The organism is Methylomonas sp. MS20, from assembly GCF_050275925.1.
In the GTDB taxonomy this organism is placed as follows: Bacteria; Pseudomonadota; Gammaproteobacteria; order Methylococcales; family Methylomonadaceae; genus Methylomonas; species Methylomonas koyamae_A.
Window position 1 is genome coordinate 663,107 of record NZ_CP189962.1, and the last position, 19,283, is coordinate 682,389.

Sequence of the window (19,283 nt, forward strand, 5' to 3'; positions counted from 1 at the left end):
GGCCGGCATGACCGCTTCGGGCATCGTCAGCAGTTTCTACGCGTATTTGTCGCGCTTGCGTTGGATCAAACGCTGGGGCTTGAAACGCAACGCCCATGCCGAAAACGTGATGGAACACAGTTGGGAAGTGGCGGTAATCGCGCATACGCTGGCCTTGATCAAAAACCGCTACTTCGGCGGCGACGTGGATGCCAATGCGGTCGCCGCCGCCGCGCTCTACCACGATGTCACCGAGGTCATCACCGGCGATTTGCCGACGCCGATCAAATACCATTCTCCGGAAATTCTCGGCGCCTATCGGCGCATCGAACAGCAGGCCGAAACCGAGTTGTTGAATTTGTTGCCGGAAGCCTTGCGCGATGCATTTCAGCCGCTGCTGTGCCAGGCATTGTTGCCGGAATCGCAGCGGCAGTTGGTCAAGGCGGCCGACAAGATTTCGGCCTATTTGAAATGTCAGGCGGAATTGAAGGCCGGCAATGCCGAGTTCGAGCTGGCCGCCAAGCAATTGGCGGTGGATATCGAGGCCTTGCAACAACCGGAAGTGGTGTTTTTCATGGAAGCCTTCGCGCCCAGTTGCGGGTTGACGCTGGACGGTTTGATGCAAACTCGGTGACGGCCTGGCTTATTGGAGTTGTTTCAAATCCAGTTTGCGCAATTTCGGCGCCAGGCCGGCCGTCGCGGCGACCACCAGCAGCGTCATCGTGCCGCCGAAGATCACCGACGGAATCAGCCCCAGCCAACGCGCGGCGAGGCCGGACTCGAACGCGCCCAGTTCGTTCGACGAACCGATGAACAGGCCGTTGATCGCGGTGACCCTGCCGCGCATCGCATCCGGCGTCGCCAGTTGCATGATGGTGCTGCGCATCACCACCGACACGCCGTCGCAAACCCCGGACAACATCAGGGCCGCCGCGCCCAGCCAGAACAGCGGCGCCAGCGCGAAACCGATCATGCATAAGCCGAAGCCGGCCACCGCCGCCAACAGCCAGCGCCCGGCATTGCGCTCCAACGGGAAGCGGGCCAGGGCCAGGCCGGTCAATACCGCGCCGGCCGCCGGCGCGGCCCGCAAGATGCCCAAGCCTTCCGGACCGTAGTGAAACACGTCCTGGACAAAGGCCGGCAGCATCGCCATCGCGCCGCCGAACAACACCGCAAACATGTCCAGCGCCTGCGCGCCCAGTACGATTTGGTTGCCGAACACGAAGCGCAGGCCTTCGCCGATGCTGGCGAAGATCGGCGCCGCGGCGGCCGGCGGCCGTGCCTGGATGCGCAGCAGCAATAAAGCCAAGGCCGCGGCCAGTGCCAGTCCGGCCGCCACGCCGTAGGCGGCGATCTTGCCGGCCGCCGCGATCAACAAACCGCCCAGCGCCGGGCCGGCCACTAAACCGAACTGAAACACCGAGCTGCCCAGGCCGGCGGCTCGGGCGTAAAGCTCGCGCGGCAAAACCGCCGCGAACAAGGCGCCGTAAGTCGGGCCTATGAAGGCGCGGGCCACGCCGGTGCCGGCGATACCGGCGTAAATCCACGATTCCGCGCTACCCGGTATGCGGCCGGCCGCGACGGCGACCAGCAACAGGCCGTTCAGGAACAGCAGCAGACTGGCGGCCACGCCGAACCAGCGCCGCGAATAATGATCGACCGCATAGCCGGCGAACAACGCACAGCAAAAATACGGAATCACCTCCGCTAGACCGACTAGCCCCAGGGCCAGCGTGTCGTGGGTCAGTTCGTAAAGATGCCAGCCGACCACGGTGGCCGTGGTTTGATAGGCCAGTACCACCAGCAGGCGGAAGCCGAGCAGTTTTAAAAACGCGGAATTGCGCAACATCGGATCTCGCCGCCGCTCAGGCCGCCGCGCCGGCGATGTCCAGCGCCCGGTCGAGTTCGGTCAAGCTATTATAGAAATGCGCCGAGAAGCGTATCCCGCCGCCGCGCGGCGCGCAGACCACTTGATGGCGCTGCAAATGCCGGTACAGGGCGGCATTGTCGGCGCGGCGGTGTTGAAAGGTGACGATGCCCGATTGCAACGGCGTGGCGGGTGGGGCCAGCAACACCAAATTCGGATCGGCGCCGATTCGCTCGCGCAAATAGGCGGCGCGTTCCAGCACCAAGGATTCGATGGTGGCCATGCCGGTTTCCAGCAGCAAGGACAAGCTGGCGGACAGCGCATGAATCCCGACCATATTCGGACTGCCGCATTCGAAGCGGCGGGCGGTGGGGTGGACTTCCCACGGCCGGTTTTCGTAATTGTGCGTGTCCTTCATCATGTGCCAACCGTATTGCGTCAGCTTGAGACGGTCGCGCGCGGCCGGCGTCGTGTAGAACACACCTAGACCTTCCGGGCCGAACAGCCACTTGTGGCCGTCGGCCATCACGAAATCGGCGCCGCAGGCTTGCACGTCGAATCGCACCGCGCCCAGACTTTGAATCGCATCGACGCAAAACAAGATATCGCGTTTTTTACAGAACTCGCCCAGTCGTTCGAGATTCAGGCGCAGGCCGTCGGCGAACTGGATCGAGCTGACCGCCAGCAAGCGGGTCCGGCGGTCAATCAGCGCGATTAACGCGTCTTCCGGCGTCGCGCCGTCGCACATATCGGCCTCGCGGAACTCGACGCCTTGGTCGGCCAACGATTGCCACGGCAATCGGTTGGACGGAAATTCCTGGTTGCTGGAGACGATGTTGTCGCCGGCTTGCCAAGTAAGGCCGTAGGCGACGAAGGACAAGGCCTCCGAGGTGTTTTTGACCAGCGCGACATCGTCGGCGGACGGCGCGTTCAGCAAGTCGCGGAACTGCTCGCGCAGCTCGGTTTGTTTCTTCAGCCAGTCCAGGTAAAAGTGCGAGCCGTAGCGGCTGTTTTGCTCGGCGAAGGCGATCACCGCCTCGCTGGTACGTTTCGGCCACGGCGCGACCGCGGCGTGGTTCAGGTAAATCAGATCGTCGATCAGCGGGAATTCGGGGTGTCTCATTTCAGGTTTCCGAGTTGCGGGGAGCGCGGGCGTGGGCCGGCTCGTCGCGTGGCCGGCCCGGCTATCATAACGGTCGCGACCGCGAATGCCAAAATGGTCGTCGGCCGTAAGCCTGGTGGCGTTGGCCCGCGACATTTTGGGGCAATTGTTTGAGAGCGCCGAATCAAGTAGTCTTTAGCCTTTTAATCGGTTAGGGACGGCATGAAACAGCAGAGCTGCAATACGATCTGGCATCAAGCCAGCGTGACTCGCGCCCGGCGGGAAGCGTTGAACGGACATCGCTCGGCGATACTCTGGTTTACCGGATTGTCGGGGGCAGGCAAATCCACCTTGGCGCATGCGGTCGAAGAGCGTTTGCACGAACTGGGTTGTTTGACCTTCGTGTTGGACGGCGATAACGTCAGGCACGGCTTGTGCGGCGATCTGGGCTTTAGCGATGCCGATCGTCACGAGAATATCCGACGGGTCGGCGAATTGGCCAAGTTAATGCTGGAAGCCGGCGTGATTACGTTGACGGCCTTCATTTCGCCGTTTCGCGCCGAGCGCGAACTGGCACGGCGCTTGGTCGCCGACGGCGATTTCATCGAGATTTATTGCAATTGCAGTCTGGACGTGTGCGAGAGTCGCGACGTCAAAGGCTTGTACCAAAAGGCGCGCCAAGGCCAAATCCCGCATTTCACCGGTATTTCGTCGCCTTATCAGCCGCCGGACCATCCGGAATTGATCGTGAATACCGATCAGGCGGAGCTGAAGGCTTGCGTGGAGCAGGTCATGCGGGTCTTGACGGCGCGCGGCGTGGTTGCCGCCGAACGCGACGAGGCGGGCGATGCAATACGACGTCTTTAACGGCGATGCCGACGGCATTTGTGCGCTATTGCAATGGCGGCTGGCTTATCCCGAGCCCTCGATTTTGGTAACCGGTATCAAGCGAGACATCGCATTGCTGGAGCGCGTGCCGGCGCGTGCCGGCGATCGGGTGACGGTGCTGGACGTTTCGCTGGACCGCAATCGAGCGGCGCTGTTGAAGTTGTTGGCGGGCGGTGTCGAGTTATTTTACATCGACCATCATTTCGCCGGCGAAATACCAATACATCCCCGCTTTAGCCATCGCATCGACACCGCGTCCGACTGCTGTACCAGTTTGCTGATGAACGCGCATTTGGCTGGGCGTCACGTCGCGTGGGCGGTGGTGGGGGCGTACGGCGACAATCTTGATAGCGGCGCGGCGGAGGCGGCCCAGTCGCTGAGTTTATCGGCACGGCAATTGCTTGAGCTACGCCAGCTCGGCATTTGCATTAATTACAACGCGTACGGCAGTTGTCTCGAAGATTTGAATATCGCCCCGGACGATTTATATCGCCGATTGAGCGTTTACGCGACCCCGTTCCAGTTCGTTGCCGACCAGCCGGAACTGTATCGGCAATTGCTGGATGGATACGCGGCCGATATGGCGGCCGCGGCGGGTTTGGAGCCCGAGTTTAGCAACGAGGCGATCGCGGTTTATGTGTTGCCGGACCAAAAATGGGCCAGGCGCGTCAGCGGCGTGTGGGCCAACGCCTTGGCCAACGGGGCGCCGGAGCGTGCCCATGCGATCGTCGGTGTCAACGCTCGCGGCAGCTACCAAGTCAGTGTCCGCGCGCCTTTGACCAACAAGGCCGGTGCCGACGAATTATGTGCCGGCTTCGGCGGCGGCGGCCGTAAGGCTGCGGCGGGGATCGACGATTTGGCTATCGATAGATTCGACGAGTTCGTGGAAACCTTCAATCGACGCTATTCTGATTTGCGATGAACGGACTTTCGGTGTTGCCGTGAAAAATCGGTTGTTGCTGGCTTGTGTTTTATACACGGTCTTTGTGATCTACGGCAGTTTGGTGCCGTGGCAGTATAACGGCTTGTCTTTTGGACAGGGTTGGCGGCGGTTTCAACAAATTCCCTATTTGGACTTGGGTATTGCTTCCCGAGCGGACTGGGTAGCCAACATCTTGTTGTTCGTGCCGTTGACGTTTGGCTGGTTGGGCTGGTGGTCTTATCAGCGGAGTCAGGCGGCCCGGATTGTGGCGACGCCGCTGGTGTGGCTGGCGGGCTTGGGATTGTGCTTGGGCATCGAATTTACCCAGGTCTTCTTCCCCCCACGTACCGTGTCGATCAACGATGTGGTCGCGGAAAGCTTTGGCGGGGCGGTCGGGCTGGCCGCTTGGTGGCGGTGGGGCGAGCGATTGATGAGCTGGCTGGTCGCATGGCAGCTTCGACATCAAGGCGTCACTCCGTATTTGCAACTCTATTTGGCCGGTTTATTCGGTTATAGCGTGTTGCCGCTGGATCTGACTCTCAGTCCGGTCGAGTTCTACCATAAGTGGCACGAGGACCGAATCATCCTATTGCCTTTCGGCGGTCTGACTGGCGATTGGCTGAAGAATGTCTACGATATTTTGGCTGATGTCGCGCTTTGGGTGCCGGTGCCTTGGCTTTGGGCGAAGTTGACCCCGATGACGCCACGCCAGATATTGTGGAGGGTATTCTGGTCCGCTCTGGCGATAGAGGGTTTCCAACTGTTTGTTTACAGCCGGGTAACCGATGTGACCGATATCGGCTTGGCGGTGGTCGGCGGCGGTTTAGGTCTGCGTTTGTTGGGCCGGCGCGGCTGGCAATCCGCGGCTGGACTGCATGGCGATACGCTAGGGCGTCGCTTAACGCTTTACGGGAGGTTGGGGTACGTGTCGTGGGGTTTGCTGCTGATCGCGACCCTTTGGTATCCCTACGATTTTCGTTTCGAGCGTCAAGCGCTGCTCGGATGGGAGAGCCGGTTTTTCAGCGTACCTTTGCGGGCTTATTACTACGGCACCGAATACCGAGCCATCACCGAGGTATTCCACAAACTGCTATTTTTCGTCCCGGTTGGGGGCTTTTGCCGGGTGATGTTTGTAGCGCTTGCGAAGCGGCCGCGCCGGTGGGTGTCGGGATTGGCAATTGCCGTCGTCGCGTTGGTCGTCGAATCCGGGCAGATGTTTATCCCCGGCAAAAATTCCGATATGACCGACTTGTTGCTGGAAATCGGTGGCGGTCTGTTGGGGTTTTTAGTGACTGGGCGGGTATTGGCGGAATTTTACGAAGACTCGCGGTTGGTCCTTGGCGACCCGCCGTCGGTTCTCGCCAAGTCGCCGAACGCCGCTGCGAAGGGTAGGTCCACGAATGGCGGATGGTGGCCGATGTTGCTGGGGGTAAGCGTGACTTGGGCCGCGTTGACCTGGGTTAGCCAGTATCCAGGCACACCGTACAACGTTCGGGAGTGGTTTTCCGCCGATTTTCCGGCGCTGAGCGCTTTCGGTTTGACAGTGTTGTTTTTTTGGTGCTTCGGCGGTCCGTTGGCGTTTTTATTAAATGCGCTGGGACGCGGTGCCGGCATGGGTTTTTGTCCCAAGGTTTTGGCTTTGCACGGTTTGGGAGCATGGCTGATGGTTCGCCTGTGCCTGCCGTTGGAAAGCCTGCATGATATCGTGGGTTCGCCGATCTTGCCGGTCAACGCCGACTTGGAATTGGCGGTCCGGTTTTTGGGCTTATTCGGTGTATTTTCGATTTTGCAGCAAGGCGGCAACCATCTGGCCTTGTTGCCGTTGGCACGCTCCGGTCATTTCGCCAGGTTGTTCGTCGTCGGCGGCGTGTGGGCGGCCGTGGTGTTGCCGCTTGGTTTTTGGATCGTCGTCGATCGGGCCGCAACCGACAATCTGACCGAGCTATTGCCGAATGGCGGTTACGCCTGGGCCGTGTTGAATATCGGAATTTATTGGTTTTTGGTGAGTTGGTTAAGTTCGTCGCTGGCGGTTAGCGCGGTATTTTTCAAGATTAAGCGCTTTTCGGTGGTTTTGGCGGCATTCCTGGTGTCGTTCGAAGTGGGATATCGCTTAGTGAATTGGGGAACCGAGCAGTACGTCTTGAAATACGATCAAGTCTTTTCAACGCTGCAGTTTTTATTGAGTAGCGACCGAGCGCATTTGACGCCGATAGCCGAGCTACGCGGGCGGTTTTATCCGCTGCATGCCGGCGTCGTGGCTCTCGGCTTTTTTGCGCAGTATGCGATGGCGGTAATGTTCCGAGATCGCATTCAACAGAATTATTCGCCGCCCAAGCGGCGGAACCTCTTCAACGGGAGATAGCTTTGACTGGAGTTTGGATATTATGGGTTGCCGGCGGCTTGGCGCATCGCGATGCCGGGCGGTAACTCGGACGTGGCATTGTTTCGGATCAGTCCTTTCAGGCTGCCTCGTTTGGCTTGCGTGGCGGCATGTGTCTGGTTGGTCGGGGGAGAACCGGCATGGGCCGGCGCGCCCAGGAGCGGCGGAGTTTTGGTGGCGACTACCGAGGCGACGGCCGGCGCCGATAGCAAGCTCGGCACCGGTCGCGTCGAACAGACACCGAACACCGCCGAAAATCCGGCGGTAAATGTCGAGCGTAAGCCGTTTGCGGCGGATTTCTCGGCGCAAGTGGCGATGACTCAGGCGCTATTGGTCGAGCAGCGTAGAATGGAAGCGCTGATGACCGGCCATGTTGCGCAAAATTCGCTACCAGGACAAAGCGACATCCATGACCGCTTCCAACAGGTATACGGCTTAGCGATTGAAGCGCCGGCTTACGATCAGTTGCTGAACGACATTCGAAGTCAAATCGGCGAAGAAACGTATAGCCGTTTGCTATGGACTTATTTCGATATCAAAGCGTTGGACGTAAGTATCAATGCTCGTTTGGCGGAATACGATCAGGCCCTCAGGCAGTGGATGCAGGATACTCAGCAACGCTGGGGGCTGGACCAGCGCTTTGCTTTTCTCGGGGTTTCCGAGTTGGAAAACAGGATGGAGGTGTCCACGGATTTGGGACCGGTGCCGATTTTGTCGCCAACCCACGCCGGGGGGAAAGCGGTTTTGGATATTCGCCAAAATCCGAACGGCGTTGCCGAGGGTGGTATCAACGAGGACGGATTTGTAGCGCGATTGATAAAACTCTTTACGATCAAGAACTTCGTGCTATTGTCGCTAGTGGTGTTTTCGCTCGGTTTGCTGTTTCGCGGATTCCGGTTTTTAGTGCGCCAGCGCAATGCCTAGGCTTACTCGGCAGTGTCTGCTAGAAGGTTCCGCCGAGTTCGGTGTACGGTTCCGTCGCGGCTCGGATTTTAGCGTTTCATAGCTTGCCGGGCTTAAACGGCCTTACGCACGCCGCCGGTTTTGCCTTGAAGAGCACTCAAGGTACTTCGGTTAGCTGCCCCGCGGTTTAAACTGGTGGCGGCTTCGGCGTTTTTGTAACCAACGAACCAAGCCGGTGGCGTAGAGCAGCGCGCAAAGCGGCCCCGCCGCGAAAATTAACAAGCGGCCGGGCAAGCCGAAGGCTTCGCCGCTGTGCAGAGGATGCAGCCAACTCCAGAATAATTCGCCGCCGCTAAAATTCTCGGGGGCGTTCATCGCTAATACCTCGCCGCTATATTGATCGATCCAGACGTTGGTTTTCGGAAAGCGCCGGCCCGGCTCGCCGGGCTGGCGCAGATTGATGCGGTAGCTGCCGGCCGCGTCGTTTGGCGTTTCGATCCAGACCAGTGTCGCGTTCGGATAGCGCGCCATTCCCGCCGACACGGCGGTATCCACGTCGATGGTTTTGCCGCCGGATTGGCGGGAGCGCGGGTTGGGCGGGTCGTGCATCGGCGCAGCCTGCATCACCAACGGCTTCACGTATTCGGGGATCTCCAACGCGATGCCGGTGATCGCCAAAACCGCAAATACGAGCCATCCGTATACGCCGGCCAGCTTATGCAGATCGTAGATCAAGCGTTCGGAGCTCGCGCGTTTTTTCAAGGTCAATGCTGTTCGCCATTTGCCCGAATGCGGCCACCAGAGCACCAGGCCGCTGATTAGCGCGATCAGCAGTAAGCCGCCGATGACCGCCATCACCAGCTTGCCCGGCCGGTCCAGCAATAAGGCGTAATGTAAGTCGTACAGCCAGGTGGTCAGGCTGTCGCCCCAAAGATGGCGTCGCACGACCTGACCGGTATAGCGATCCACCGAGACCAGCAGCGGCGCGAACGACTTCCGTTCTGTTTCGATGGGTTTGTAATAGCGAGCGGTGACGGCGCGTAGCGGATTTTCGGGGTTTTCCAGTCGCCAGCCATGCGGCCGTTCCGGTTCGGCGCGGCGCAGAGTCTGGTAAGTGGCTTCCCAGCTTAGCGGCGGGTTGGCGCTGGGTTTGGCGAGCAGCTCCGGCGCCAGGATGGGGTCCAGTTCCTGGTAAAACACCAACACGCTGCCGGTAATGCCGGTCAGCGTTAGCAACAAACCTAGATTGAGTCCCAAGTAAAGATGCAGCGCCCGCCAGAATCGGCGGGTGCCGCCTGTGCGCGAAGCCATCAATAATCAAACTTGACGTTGACGGCACCGTAGAACGCAATGCCGTCGCCTGGCGAGAAGAACGGTTGGGCGGTGGCGCCGAAGCTTTCGTCGTACCAAACGTATTCCCGGCGAACGTCTGCCAGGTTCTTGGCCTGAAATTGCACTTCCACTTCCTTGGTCACCTGATAGCCCAAATCCAGGTTCAGCAAGGCGTATTCGCCGTATTTGCCGCGGACATTGGCCTGGTCTACGAAATAGTCTCCCTGGCCGCTGGTCCATAGCGACGAACGCAGTTGCGGCAGGATTTGGTAATCGATGCCGGCCGAAAACAAGTAATTCGGGGTATTGACCACCTGATTGCCTGCGACGTATTGCATCGCACTGGAAACAGCTGGCGGATTGGTGACTTTGGCTTCCTGCAACGAGTAGGCGGCCCAAACACCAACTTTGTCGGTCGGATAAACCTTGATCTCAATGTCCACGCCCTGCCGTTTGGTGGCGCCGATCATCGTCGAATCCACGCTGGCCAGATTGCGGCTGATTTCGTTGCTGGCGTCTTGCGCCCAATAAGCGACCCGGCCTTCGGCCCAATCCACTGGTTTTAGTTTTATGCCCACTTCCCAACCGTCGTTCAAAGAAGGGCCAATATTCTTTTGGCTGCTATTCAGAATGAATGTGGCTTGACCCAAACCTACCTGAAATGTGCGTCCCCAGTTTCCGTAAAGGCTATAGCCTTCGATGGGTGTAATCACCGCGCCGATTTTCGGCTGGGAAATAGTGCCGTAATCGTTCAATGGATAGGCGCCGTAGGTCGAGCCAGCGCGGTGATTGAAAAAGCTGCCGTCGATGATGTCGGCGCGGTAGCCCGGCGTCAGCTTTAACCATTTGAATGGCTTGATCACGGCCTGAATGTAGCCGCCATAATTCAAGAAGTCCCACTTCTCGTCATTACGCAAACCGTCGCTGTTGCGAACTCGGCTAGTGGTTATATAACGCAGGTATTTATTTTCTTGCTGTTGGAAGTCGAATCCGGTTTCCAATGAAAAGTCGTCCAGCCAACTGACGACCGGATGGTAGGTCAGCGAGGTCATCGCGCCGTATTGGATTTCGTCGCGGTCGCGTTCTTGCTGCTTTGCGTCTGGGCCGTAAGTCACGTAGCGCTGGTCGTCGAACAAGGTGCCGTAAACCTTGGACGACCAGAACAAGGTCGGGCTGAGGTTGACGTCCAAATGAGTGCTGACCTGGCCGACGGTGCGTTTGCCGCCGTCAGTGGCATTTCGGGCGAAGGTTTGGGTTTGGTTGAGCAACTGTTCCTGATAAGTCATGTAGCCCGGTTCTTGAGCGCCGGCTTCGCTCCAGCGGGCGATCAGACCTATTTTGTATTTTTGATCGTCCGGCGTGTAAAACCATTTGCCGGAAAAACTGTTTTTGTCGGTATCGCTGTGGTCGCGGTAGCCCTCGCTGGCGCGATAGGAAATCTGATAATTTTGCGAGAAGCCGTCCTTTTCGTAGCCAAGTCCGGATTGGATGTCGTGGGTATTGAAGCTGCCGTAACCGACCCGGCCCTTGACGTAGTTACCGCCGGTGGTGGTGTTCATGCTGATGTTGCCGGCGAAGGAGTGCAGGCCGTAGCGGGCGTCGTTGGTGCCCCGGACCACTTCAATCGACTCGATGTCCAGCGGAAACAATGAATCGACGAAATAGGTGTCGCCGCTATTGGTGTTGCTCGGAATACCGTCGATCAAAAGCTTGACTGCGTTGACCCGGCCTTCGCCGTTAAAACCGCGAAACGACATTTTTCCGGTCGTGATGCCTTGGCCGAATTGAGTGACCTGCACGCCTGGCATGCGGTGGAACAAGTCGTAGGCCGTCAACACGTTTTGATCGGCAATTTTGTCGGCGTACATGATGTCCACCGAGGTGGCAATGTCCTTGCTGGTCAATTTGCCGTTTTGTTCGTTGTCGCTCACCGTGACCGCGCCGAGTTCGAAAATCGAATCGTCGTTGACCGCTTTCGGTTTGGGTGGTGGGGCTTTTTTGATGGCGATCATGCTGTCGCCGACCGTTTCGTATTGCAAGCCGTTTTTCGACAATACTTTCTCCAAGGCTTGGCCGATCGTGAATTGGCCGCGCAGAGCCTCGGCGCTCAGGCCTTGCACGACCGCGTCGGCATAAATCAGCTTGGTGCCGGTGGATTTGGCTAATTGTTCCAGCGTCGCGGCCAAGGCTTGCGGCGGCAGGTCGAAACGGCTGGCGCCATTGTCGGCTAGCGTCTCGAAACTGGCCGCCAACGCCAATGCCAGCAACGGTAAGGTCCGGCGCGCTTGGGCCGGCGCCCATAGTCCTATCTTCATGTTGATCTCCTGGTTTCGTGGATTGCGGCAAGATCGTGTTTGCCTTAATACCTAATAACGATCCGGAACCGACGAACTGGACAATTATTTTTGCAGAGCCATGTTTGAACAGCTCTAGCGAAGCGCTTGTGCCGGAAAAATCCAGTCTGGCAAAGGGTTTAGCGCGGATGCAGTACGATGGTCTGTTTTTGCTGTTGTACCCGAACCGGCAGGATTTTTTCGAGCGCCAGCAAAAACGGTTTTAAATCGTCGGTATCGAAGCGGCCGCTGACGGTCTGGCGCGCCAGTTCGGGGGCGGCCAACACGAAATGCACCGGATGGTAGCGTTCCAACTCCGCCGTCACATCGGCGAGCGGGGTATGGTCGAACCAAAGCTGGCCGTCCGTCCAGGCGAGAGATCGTTCGCGGGTGGCGGGCTGGATTGGCAACCAGCGGCCGTTGGCGTCGATTTGCCGGCTGAAACCGGCGCGCAAGTTCTGGCCGATCCAGCTGGATTCCTTGCGCAGTTCCACTTCGCCTTCCAGAACTGCTACCGCCGTTCCCGCCGCGCTACGCCGGACGTTGAATACGGTACCTATGTCGCTGATTCGAATCCCGCCGACGGCAACGCCGAACGGTTGCCAAGTGCGATGCGCGATGTCGAACAGCGCCTCGCCCTGCTGCAGCTCGACTTCCCGGCGTAGCCAGGACATTCTGACGCCGAGGCGAGTCGCGGTATTCAGCTGTATGCTCGATCCGTCGCCGAGGACGACGGTGCGGCGTTCGCCGATGCCGGTTTGGTAGGTCTCCTGAGGAGCGCTGGCGTGTTGCCACCAGGCGCCGCCTAGCAATCCGCAGGCGAGCAGCGCGCTGAACAGTGCGGAGGTTTTGCGCCAGGAGCGGCGGCCGGCGGCGCGAGCGTCGTTCAGGCCGGGGACATCCCGGCCTTTCAGCGTGTCGATGTCGCCCCAGAGTTGTTCGATTTCGAAATACGCTTGGCTGTGGGCGGGGTTTTCAGTCAACCAGTCTTCGAACTGTTGGCGCAGTAGATCGGTGCAATGTTCCGATTGCAATTCCACGAACCAAGTCGCCGCTTGCTTCAGCAGATTTTGTTGTTCGGCGGAGGTAGTCATAGCGGGCCTCAACCGGTTTCTAGCAAGGCCCGGTGGCAGTGCAACATGGCCTTGACCAATTGACGCTGGACCGTCTTTTCCGAAATCCCCAGTTGCTCGGCGATGTCGTGGTAGCTGAGTTCATCGAATTTGCGCAGCAGAAAAATGTGGCGGCATTGGCCGGGCAGTCCGGCGATGGCTTGCAGCAAGCGTTGGCACTGTTGACCAAGCATAGCAGATTCGTCCGGTTGCTTGGCAGGGCAGGGGACGGTTTCGTCAATGATGGTCTCGCGCATTTCCCGGCGGCGATTCTGACGGACAAAGTCTATCGCGAGGCGCTCGGCTGTGCGAAATAGATAGCCGGTCAAGTTTTCGTCATGGCTGAGCTCGTGTTTGCGCAGCAAGCGTAAATAGGTTTCTTGACTGAGATCCTGAGCAGTATCCGGGCAATTAACCCGCTGTAGCAAATAGGCGACCACGGTGTCTCGGTGGTCGCGAAACAATTCGACGATTTGCTGCTGGTGTAACGTGATGGCGGTCATGGGCTGCCTCCGCGGCAAACTTGGCGGATAAAACCCTAGAAATCCGCAATCAATATGCCAGTTTCCTGTTAAGGCTTGTCGTTTCTGGATCGAAGTCTTTTTGGGGAAGAGCCGGAGTGGCGTCGGCGCGGAAAAACTGCGGCAAATGACCTAGCGGGGTGTGGGAAATGCCGTATTTTGCCGGCGGCCGCGATTCGGTCGGCATCTATAGGGGCGATCGCTTCCGCTGCCCTAATCCTTCGCTTTCCGCTATGATGCCGCCACCATTGACAAGCAGCGGGGGCAACCATGGACTTAGCGAGAGCACTGGGGTTGGGAGCGGTCGAGCCGGACGAAACGGCGGCCAGGCAGCAACTACATCTCTATATCAACCTGAAATTGGCTTCTTGCGGGCAGCCGATCTGTGTCGACGCCGCCTCGGTGCGTTTCATGGACACCGCTCAGGACTTGCTGAATAGCTACTTGGAGAAGAGTCGGCTGTTGGCCAGTTCGTCGTTGTACCCGGCCGACCGGCGGATTCAGGACTTCCTCGATCGCTATTGCGCAGACTTGAATTTGCCGGCGATGCCGAGCTTGCCCACGATGACCTTCGAACTGGATCGCCACGGCGTCGCTCGCGAGTTGTCGCTGCCGATCGGCGAGGACGAATTCCGCTCGGAAATCGTGTCCAGTTTTCGGGTCAAGCAAGGGGTTTTGCACAATCCGGCCAGCGATCGTCGTACCACTAAAGGCTCCTTTCACATCGCGGATGGCGGCCTGCCGGTGCCGGGCGACAAGAAGCAAGTCCCAAAATTGACGTTTGCGCTGATGTTGGCGGAAGCGCTGAAACCACCGGCCGACATGTTGACGTTGCCGTTTACCGCCAAGCAGGCCAGACCGGCGCGGATGTTCGCATCGCTGCTGTTGCGGCCGGTCGTATGTCCGGAGATTCCCGGCGTGTCGGCCGAAAAAACGATGGAGATTCGCTTCTTCGCGCCCGGCAATTTGGTCAGCAATCTGGATTTCGTCGAAAGCATTTTCGGCAACGGCGGCAATCCGGCCTTGCCTGAGTGCGACGCGGGGCTGGACGTGGACCATTGGAGCGGTCACAGCGGTTGCGTGATATTGGCGCCGCATCTGGCCAAACTGACCAAGCAGCAAGTCGGTTTGCCGAATTGGGAAGCGGCGACCGATCGGCAGCGCGCCGACGGCATGTGCTGGCAAACCCCCGACGAACTCTACAACGACGGTCAGGCCTTCAAGCTAACCGCCCGCGACCGCTCCGGCGTTATCGTTACCTTGTTGGCCGACAACTATTACGGTTATTGCAAGAAGGAAGTCAAAACCCAGATCAGCTATGCCGCCAACCTCTACGGGTTGGCCGAGGAAGAACACGCCGGCGGCGCACTAGCGTTTCGCCGCTTCAATCACGGCGACGAATTCGGCATCGGCAGTCTGACGCGTGAGCCGGGTTACGACTTCGACGACATGGCTTACCGCTACGGCGCCATCATGGACATCCGGCCGGAAGGCTACGCGATCGACCGGCAGTACCCGGACATCGTCTACGTGCCGCAAGATTTGCGGATGAACTTGAGCACTCAGAAAATCAGTTGGGTACGCAACGGCCAAAGTCACGGTATCCGCTTGCAGCCCGGCAAGATTTATATTCAGCCTAACGGCTATAAAATCGAGATGTGCAAACATCCCGGCGCGCCGTCCTGGCGCTTGGTCGGCACCGTCGCCGAAGGCACGTTCTGCCACAAACCGTGCACCGTGTCTGGCGGCGGCAAGTCGGAAATCTCTAAGTCCATCGAAGATGCGGTAATCTACGGTCCGCTATTCGTCGACGACTTGCAGAACGACCTGGATCGGGTCCAAGCGATCTTCGACAGGGATTACCGGAGCGGGCGCTTTCTGCCCGGTCACGAGCATGAAGATCGCGATCCGGCCAGACCAATACTCAGCGACGAACGCAGTCTCGGGTCTGTCATCAAATTGCTGACCCCGTCGCCTTATTACACGCCGGAGTTCAACGCTTGGTTGAAGTCGATTCCGCCCAGTATTTTCGCGTTGGTATTCTTGATTAAACGCTTTTATCGCAGTGAATGGGAAAGCCGCTGGCGCGACCATTTGTCGGTGGACGTGATCGACGGCGCGCCGGGCCACGAGTTGAAACTGGATCAGCGCAAAATCGTAGCCACCTATTTGCGGGTCGGTTTCGATCAGGAGGGCGGCTGGCGCACCTTCAAGGTCCGTCAGGATTACATCGCCGCCGAGAAAGTGCAGATGGAAGACGACATCACCGCCTCGGTGGTGGTGCCCGCCGACCGGATCAAGGCTTGGTTGCCGCTGACCGACTACCCGCATAGCATCAAATTGGTCAGCAACTGCGAATATCGGCTGTTTCAACGGCCCGACGACGCGATCATCCCCGGCTACGACAAGCAAACCGAGGCCAATATGGCCGCGCCGGGCAATTTCATCGCCAACTTCGAACCGCTCGATCGCGCCAAGTTGGCGGCGGTCGTCGAGGATGTGACGACCTTCTCGCGTTTCACGCCGGCGATGCGGACTCTGTTGAACCAAGCCTACCGCGACGCCAACGGTTTCGTCGTGTCGTCGGCGCATCCGCGCTTGGTCGACGGCAAACCGTCCAAGAACCCGCGCTATCTGGAAACTCGCGCCGACATCGTCAACCCGATTCGCAAATACATCGCCGAAATCGGCGCCCGCCTGCACCGCAAGATTCCTTTGTCGGAGCCGCTCTGTCATCCGGTCGACGCGGTATTGACCGGGCGGCGGAACAATCCGCCGGAACCCGGCATTCGCCCGCTGGCGGTTTACAACCCGATTCACTATCAGGAATTGCCGGAACTGTTCATGGACTTTATCTGTTCGTTGACCGGCAAGTCGCCGTCCACGACCGGCGCCGGTAGCGAAGGCGCTTTGACCAAGGGACCGTTTAACGCGTTGCGTCCGACCGCCGATCTGAACAATGCCTTGGTATCGTTCATCCTGACCGACTATCCGGGCTTTTCCAGTTCGGCCGGTTTCATCGGGCCGGATACCCGGGTCGATCACGACATCAGCCTGTTGATCCCGGAAATCTGGGCGCGCTTGCCGCCGCGCGAGCGCCGGCCGGACTATCTGATCCAGCACGGCTATCTGGAAGCGGTGCGGGACTTTGAGTACCAAGGGCGCAAGGTGTTGGCCAGCCGTTTGGGTTACCGGATTACCAGCCACTTCGTGCATGGCTTGATGGGCAAGATTTTCGATAATCCTTACGCGGTGTTCACCGACGAGATTTTGCAACCCGAACGGCAGAGTCTGGCGGTGTTTGTGGAAGGGGTTAACAATATCGTCGATACTCAGCAGCGGGTGGCCCGGCAGTATTTCGAGGATGGCAGTATTCAAGACGCTTGCCCGCCTCTGTTCGCCTTGCTGCATATCATGGCCGACGGATACTACCAGGGGATGGACGCCAGTCATCCGCAAATCCGAGCCATGTTTGGCCGCGAGGCTTTGTTGGCTTCCGATTGGTACCGCGAGCGGCTGAGTATTAAACAACGGCGTGACATTGCGCTGTGGCAAGGCCATGTCGATTATCTGCAAGCCTTTTTAAACGCCAGCGGACACCAGGCGCCGGCGGCGGAATTGAACTTGGTAGAGCGCTTGCAGCGGGCGAAGACTCGCTTGTTGGCGGTGTCGGCGGCGGAGTATCCGCAAACGCTGGTCGGCACGCTGGGCGCCGATCCGCTTGGACCTTATGCCGCGGGCTAGGCTTAAGGCCGGCCGGTTTCCAGGTAGCCGCGGAGTTCCGTCAGGTTCCGCGGCGCGCTGAAGTAAAAGCCTTGCGCCAGATCGCAACCCAGCGCGCCTAGCATAGCGGTTTGCCGCTCGTTTTCGACGCCCTCGGCGACTACGCGCAAACGCATGCCGTGCGCCAAACCGACGATGGAACGGACGATACAGGCGTCGCCGGTTTCCACGTGGAGGTCGTCGATGAAGGACTTATCGATTTTCAGCGTGTCGATCGGCAGCTGACGCAAATTATTCAGCGACGAGAAACCGGTGCCGAAGTCGTCGATGCTCAGGCGCATGTCGCGGCTTTTCATCGCCCGCATTTGCGCGATCGCCGCGTCCAAATTGTCCATCAACATGTTTTCGGTCATTTCGAATGCCAGGCGGCTGGCCGGGAAACCGGTTTCCGCCAGTATCGCGTCGATGCGATTCATCAGGTCGGGTTGCTTGAACTGGCGGGGTGACAGATTGATCGCCAGCATCAAGCCGGCCGCGGCCGGCAAGGTTAGAATGTCGCGGCAGGCGGTACGCAATACCCAAGCGCCGATCTCGACGATCAGGCCGCTGTCTTCGGCGATGGGAATGAATTCGTCCGGTTGAACCTCGCCGATGTCCGGGTGCCAGCGCAACAATACTTCGACCCCGACCGGCGCGCCGCCGGGCAAGGCTACTAGCGGCAGATAGCGCAATTGGAATTCGCCCCGGGCCAGCGCCTGATGCAAATGCTGCTCCAGCGTCACGCGCCGCAACGACAGGGCGTTGGCCGACGCGTCGTAGAATTCGAATTTATTGCGGCCGCGCTGTTTGGCCTGGTAGAGCGCGTCGTCGGCGTGTTTTATCAAGGTTTCGCTGTTTTCCCCGTCGGCCGGATACACCCCGATGCCCAGACTGGTACCGATAAACAATTGGTGGTCGTCGATAAAAAAAGCTTGGTTGACTTGCTCGATCACCCGCCGAGCGATTTCGCCGGCATCGGTGGCGGTGCGCAGATTTAGTCCGATGATCGCGAATTCGTCACCGCCCAGGCGGGCCACGGTTTCGTGCTCGCGCAAGCAAGCGGTGACGCGCTTGCCGACTTCGATCAACAGTTTGTCGCCGACCAGATGCCCCAGCGTGTCGTTGATATTCTTAAATCGGTCCAAATCCATGTAGAGTAACGCGAACTCGGTGCGATGCCGGCGCGCCTGACTAATAGATTGCGCCAGCCGTTCGTTGAACAGGGCGCGGTTGGGCAAGTCCGTCAGCGGGTCGAAATACGCTAGATGCTTGATGATTTCTTCCGAATCCTTGCGGTCGCTAATGTCGTGGATGATGGAGACAAAGTGGCTGATGGCGTTATCGTCGTCCAGAATCGGCGTGATCGACTCCAGACACCAGAATAAGTCGCCGTTTTTCTTGCGGTTCAGGAATTCGCCGTGCCAGTCCTGGCCGGCATTCAGGGTTTGCCACAATTCGTCGTAGATTTCGTTGGCGGTCAGATCGGATTTCAATAAATTGGCTTTGTGGCCGATCACTTCTTGTTCGGTAAATCCGGTGATCCGATAAAATGCCGGATTGCAGTATTCGACCTTGGCCTGGTGGTCGGTGATGATGACCATGCTGGAACTGTATTGCATCGCCAAAGACAGCTTGCGCAGTTCGCGTTCGGTCTTACGGTGATTGTCGATTTCCTTGGCCAGCGCAGCGTTGGCGGCCATCAGTTGGCTTTGGCTGGGTATCGCCAGAATTTTCGGGATCAGCGGCCAGATTAAGACCGCCGTGGTCAACGAAGCCGCGGCGGTAGCCAGTTTGACCAGTCCCGACGCCCAATAATCGGGTACCCAAACGTTCCAGATACTCAGCAAATGGGTGGTGCCGCATAGGAAGATAAACAGACCGAATAGCCAGTATACCCAGCCGAATTGTATGTCCTGGCGGCGCTTTAACACATACACCATCGCGAACGGAATGGAGTAGTAAGACAGCACGATCAGCGCGTCGGACACGGTATGCAACAACAGCAAGTCGCTTTGCCATAAGTAACATTGGCCGTGCGGCATGTAAGCCTGCATATCGAACAAATGGGGCTGTGATTCGTGCATGGCGCTCCCGAAAACAACGCTCCGGCAATCGGCCGCCGGACCGAAAAGGCGTTACTCCCGAAGCCGGGATGACGCGCGAATTTAGCGCAAAATCCCTT

Annotated in this window: 13 protein-coding genes; 6 read left to right on the forward strand and 7 right to left on the reverse strand. The window is 58.7% G+C overall.

Features of this window, described 5'->3' with window-relative positions:
• The first annotated feature begins 7 nt into the window (after nt 1-7).
• Nucleotides 8-613, forward strand: coding sequence for a 5'-deoxynucleotidase (yfbR, locus tag ACQE3D_RS02950; protein WP_281023359.1), 606 nt, complete (start codon nt 8-10; stop codon nt 611-613).
• 9 nt (nt 614-622) lie between these two features.
• Here the strand turns inward: yfbR and ACQE3D_RS02955 are convergent, their stop codons facing one another.
• Entirely contained in the window at nt 623-1,828 is a 1,206-nt protein-coding gene (locus ACQE3D_RS02955) for an MFS transporter (protein ID WP_281022165.1), read from the reverse strand.
• Nucleotides 1,829-1,844: 16 nt separating this feature from the next.
• Nucleotides 1,845-2,969 carry an aminotransferase class V-fold PLP-dependent enzyme gene (locus ACQE3D_RS02960; protein WP_313729155.1) on the reverse strand — a complete coding sequence of 375 codons (1,125 nt, stop codon included), beginning with the start codon at nt 2,967-2,969 and terminating at the stop codon, nt 1,845-1,847.
• A 201-nt stretch (nt 2,970-3,170) separates the two neighbouring features.
• On the opposite strand from ACQE3D_RS02960, the gene cysC reads away from it, so the two are divergent.
• The 4 genes from cysC to ACQE3D_RS02980 all read left to right on the forward strand — a co-directional run bounded on the left by cysC (nt 3,171) and on the right by ACQE3D_RS02980 (nt 8,062).
• Entirely contained in the window at nt 3,171-3,815 is a 645-nt protein-coding gene (cysC, locus tag ACQE3D_RS02965; RefSeq protein WP_064031627.1) for an adenylyl-sulfate kinase, read from the forward strand.
• Nucleotides 3,796-4,758, forward strand: a complete 963-nt coding sequence (locus tag ACQE3D_RS02970; protein WP_281022167.1) for a DHHA1 domain-containing protein — start codon at nt 3,796-3,798, stop codon at nt 4,756-4,758. Before cysC ends, ACQE3D_RS02970 begins: the two co-directional genes overlap by 20 nt.
• 19 nt (nt 4,759-4,777) lie before the next feature.
• The gene (locus tag ACQE3D_RS02975) at nt 4,778-7,120 is read left to right on the forward strand and encodes a VanZ family protein (protein WP_313729154.1); all 2,343 of its coding nucleotides are present in this window, start codon (nt 4,778-4,780) and stop codon (nt 7,118-7,120) included.
• A gap of 192 nt (nt 7,121-7,312) precedes the next feature.
• Complete coding sequence (locus ACQE3D_RS02980) at nt 7,313-8,062, forward strand: hypothetical protein (RefSeq protein WP_157198004.1); 750 nt, start codon at nt 7,313-7,315, stop codon at nt 8,060-8,062.
• A gap of 150 nt (nt 8,063-8,212) precedes the next feature.
• Here the strand turns inward: ACQE3D_RS02980 and ACQE3D_RS02985 are convergent, their stop codons facing one another.
• The 4 genes from ACQE3D_RS02985 to ACQE3D_RS03000 all read right to left on the reverse strand — a co-directional run bounded on the left by ACQE3D_RS02985 (nt 8,213) and on the right by ACQE3D_RS03000 (nt 13,321).
• On the reverse strand, nt 8,213-9,352 hold the full coding sequence (locus ACQE3D_RS02985) for a PepSY-associated TM helix domain-containing protein (protein WP_313729153.1): 1,140 nt from the start codon (nt 9,350-9,352) through the stop codon (nt 8,213-8,215).
• Nucleotides 9,352-11,688, reverse strand: a complete 2,337-nt coding sequence (locus tag ACQE3D_RS02990) for a TonB-dependent receptor (protein ID WP_313729152.1) — start codon at nt 11,686-11,688, stop codon at nt 9,352-9,354. Before ACQE3D_RS02990 ends, ACQE3D_RS02985 begins: the two co-directional genes overlap by 1 nt.
• A 158-nt stretch (nt 11,689-11,846) precedes the next feature.
• Complete coding sequence (locus ACQE3D_RS02995; RefSeq protein WP_313729151.1) at nt 11,847-12,800, reverse strand: FecR family protein; 954 nt, start codon at nt 12,798-12,800, stop codon at nt 11,847-11,849.
• Nucleotides 12,801-12,808: 8 nt separating this feature from the next.
• Entirely contained in the window at nt 12,809-13,321 is a 513-nt protein-coding gene (locus ACQE3D_RS03000; protein ID WP_313729149.1) for an RNA polymerase sigma factor, read from the reverse strand.
• 288 nt (nt 13,322-13,609) lie between these two features.
• Between ACQE3D_RS03000 and ACQE3D_RS03005 the strand changes: the two genes are divergently transcribed.
• The gene (locus ACQE3D_RS03005) at nt 13,610-17,083 is read left to right on the forward strand and encodes a hypothetical protein (RefSeq protein WP_313729148.1); all 3,474 of its coding nucleotides are present in this window, start codon (nt 13,610-13,612) and stop codon (nt 17,081-17,083) included.
• A 2-nt stretch (nt 17,084-17,085) separates the two neighbouring features.
• Here ACQE3D_RS03005 and ACQE3D_RS03010 read toward each other — a convergent pair whose 3' ends face one another.
• The gene (locus tag ACQE3D_RS03010) at nt 17,086-19,185 is read right to left on the reverse strand and encodes a putative bifunctional diguanylate cyclase/phosphodiesterase (protein WP_313729147.1); all 2,100 of its coding nucleotides are present in this window, start codon (nt 19,183-19,185) and stop codon (nt 17,086-17,088) included.
• Nucleotides 19,186-19,283 lie beyond the last annotated feature (98 nt).